The 2,593-nt window shown below is 67.8% G+C and carries 2 protein-coding genes; both read left to right on the forward strand.

The window, feature by feature from the left end; translation table 11 throughout:
* Positions 1-620, forward strand: a 620-nt coding sequence (locus EIO00_RS24375; RefSeq protein WP_206664252.1) for a hypothetical protein, incomplete at its 5' end; no start/stop codon positions are given.
* Positions 621-1,824: 1,204 nt separating this feature from the next.
* Positions 1,825-1,950: a hypothetical protein gene (locus tag EIO00_RS25770; protein ID WP_277752908.1), complete on the forward strand. Its 126-nt coding sequence runs from the start codon at positions 1,825-1,827 to the stop codon at positions 1,948-1,950.
* The last annotated feature ends 643 nt before the right edge of the window (positions 1,951-2,593 follow it).

The raw sequence follows: 2,593 nt of genomic DNA on the forward strand, positions 1-2,593 counted from the left end.
AGACCTGGGCCGACGTGGTGAACCACTCGGACCCGGAACAGCGCCGCCGCCACATTCTGGCCGGGACCGGCGTGGACTACGCCGACGGCCTGCGGGCCTCGGACCCTCAGCGGCTGGCGGTCTACTTCTCCAAGCACGGCGGCTCGGCCGGTGGGGCGAAGGAGTACCAGAACACCGCTCCCGAGCTGTGGGAGGGGCAGTCCGTCGGCCGGTTCTGGGGCCGGTGGAACTTGGAGAAGGTCACGGCCGGTGTGGACGTCTCCCCGGAGGACTTCTTCAAGGTCTCCCGGACCCTGCGCCGTCACCATGACGCCAAAGGGCTGACCCGGCGCGTGCGGGTCTTCCGCGTCCGGCGCGGTCCCGACGGCTTCCCCCTGGTGGACGAGGACGGGAACGTGCGCGGCCGGTGGCGGTGGCAGACACGGCGCTCCGTGCGGCGGTTCTCCGGTGGCTCCGGGTTCGTCACGGCCAATGACGGCCCGGCGTTTGCGTCTCAGCTCGCCCGGTCGCTGGCTCCGTCTCCGATCCGGCCTCATGCCTTCCAGGCGGACCGCATTCGGGACTACCGGGCGTGGCTTCTGCTGGAACAGGATGCGGTGGATTTCCCGGCCTCGTTCTGAGGTCACGGCTCCGGCCGGCCGGAGGGCTCGGCATCCGGTGGGGTTCCGGCTGCCGAGCTCGTAGGCCGTCCGGGCACGCAGAAGGCCCCCGGGATGATCCGTCCCGGGGGCCTTCTGGTGATGTGCGTCAGACACGGGGGGGGTGTCGGTTGACGTGCGTCAGCGTATCAAAAGCTCCCATAGCGTTTGACCAATCCACAGGGCCTCCAGGTAGAACAGCGCGCCGGTTCCCCACTGTCCCGTGCTCATGCGAAGAAGTCCCCGCACAGCACGCAACGGGTGCCCTTGATGCCGGGGTTCAACGTGATCGCGTAGCGGTGGCTCGTCTTGTGCTCGGCCGCGCCTCGGACCCGGGCCTCCTGGATCGCGGATGACNGCCGCGCGGGTCGGTGTTCGTGAGCCGGGCTCGTGTACGTGATCGCTTCACGTACAGCGCCGACGTCGCGGCGGTGGTCAAGATAAGCAGTGTGCTCGTTCGCATGGTGTGTCCCTTGGGAGAGTGACAGCCGGTGTTCGGCTGGCGGTGTGCTGAGGATAGGTCGGCGGGCTGACGGTCTCCAGGGGCACCGTCCCGGCCGTGGGTTTGGGCCGGGGCGCTGCGCCTGGGGACTGGTGACGTGGGGCTGAGAGTTACCGTCTCGTAATGAAACGTCACGAACGCAAATCCGTGAATCTGAATGGTCAGCGCCGGTTAATACTTCTCTCAGACGTGCGGCCCGGGAGACGGGCGGCGACTCGCGTGAAAGCTCCCCCTAATGGACTTCTCACGGTGGCGGCAGGCCCTTATGGATTGAGCCCCTGGGCCTGCCGCAAACATCACGCTACGCGCTACCGGCTGTGACCGGGCGCATTCAAGATGGAGAACTCTCATGGCTAACCTCGTGCGCGTCACTGGTGACTGCGGTATCCCGGTCACGGACGTCGTCCGTTCCAACAAGGACGGCAAGGAGTACACCTTCCACAGCGTTCCCGTGATCGTCGCGGCCTCCGGCGTCTCGATCCTGCGCTTCGACCCGACCCGCAACGGTCGGACGTTCAACATGGGCGACAAGGTCGATGTCCTCGCCNNNNGCGACAAGGTCGATGTCCTCGCCAACGCCGACGTCTACGGTCAGCGGCCGACCCTGGACTACGTCGCGGACTACCCGACGGCGCTCCGTCGGGACGAGGCCGAGAACCTGCTCACGGCCGCTGAGTAGTCGTCGTGGCTGATGTGCTGGCATCGGTCGAGGCGTTCTCGCCTGACCGGGTGCTGATCGCGGCGGGGGTCGTGGTGCTGGTCGCTCTGGTCGGCGGTCTGCTCGTGATGTGGGCGGGCGGTCGTGGCTGATGGACACGGAACCGGAGCCGTCCGGGTCTCCGGAGCCGACCGAGCCCCCCACCCCGGACCCTTCCTCGTCGTCGCCTCCGGCTTCGCCGTCTCCCTCGGAGTCATCTCCGGAGCCTTCGTCGGCACCGGAACCGGCTCCGTCTCCCTCGCCCTCGTCGTCTGCGGAGCCGTCTCCGCCGTCGTCTTCGGAGGGGTGGTCTTCCTCGGATTCCGAGAACCTCGCTCTACTCGCGTCCTACGCCGAGCCGTTCGCCGTGGTGCTCGTCCTGCTCCTGCTGTTCCTCTGCGTCCTCGTGGCACAGAAGCTCGCGGAGCGGTGAGTCCCGGTGTGGTGGCCGACCTCCGAAGCGGATTGGTTGGCGCTCGGTGAGTTCGCGGCCTTCGTCCTCGTCTACTACTCGGGCCTGTGCCTGTTGGGAGCCGTGTTCCTGTGAGTCCAGAACTGGTGGTCCTCGCGGCCGTGGTGGGTCTGTGCTGGCTGAGCCTGATCTATGCCTTCTGGCTCTCCAGCAGAGAACTCGTTCGGTCATGGCGGGCGGCGTCAGCGCTTACCCCTGGGCCGGTCGTCCGCTTCCCGGAGGCCCGCCAGGGCCGCAGGGCAGCGGATGAACGGGCGTCCCGCCGGGAGGCAAAAACCCGGCCG

This window comes from Thermomonospora catenispora, assembly GCF_006363815.1.
In the GTDB taxonomy this organism is placed as follows: Bacteria; Actinomycetota; Actinomycetes; order Streptosporangiales; family Streptosporangiaceae; genus Thermomonospora; species Thermomonospora catenispora.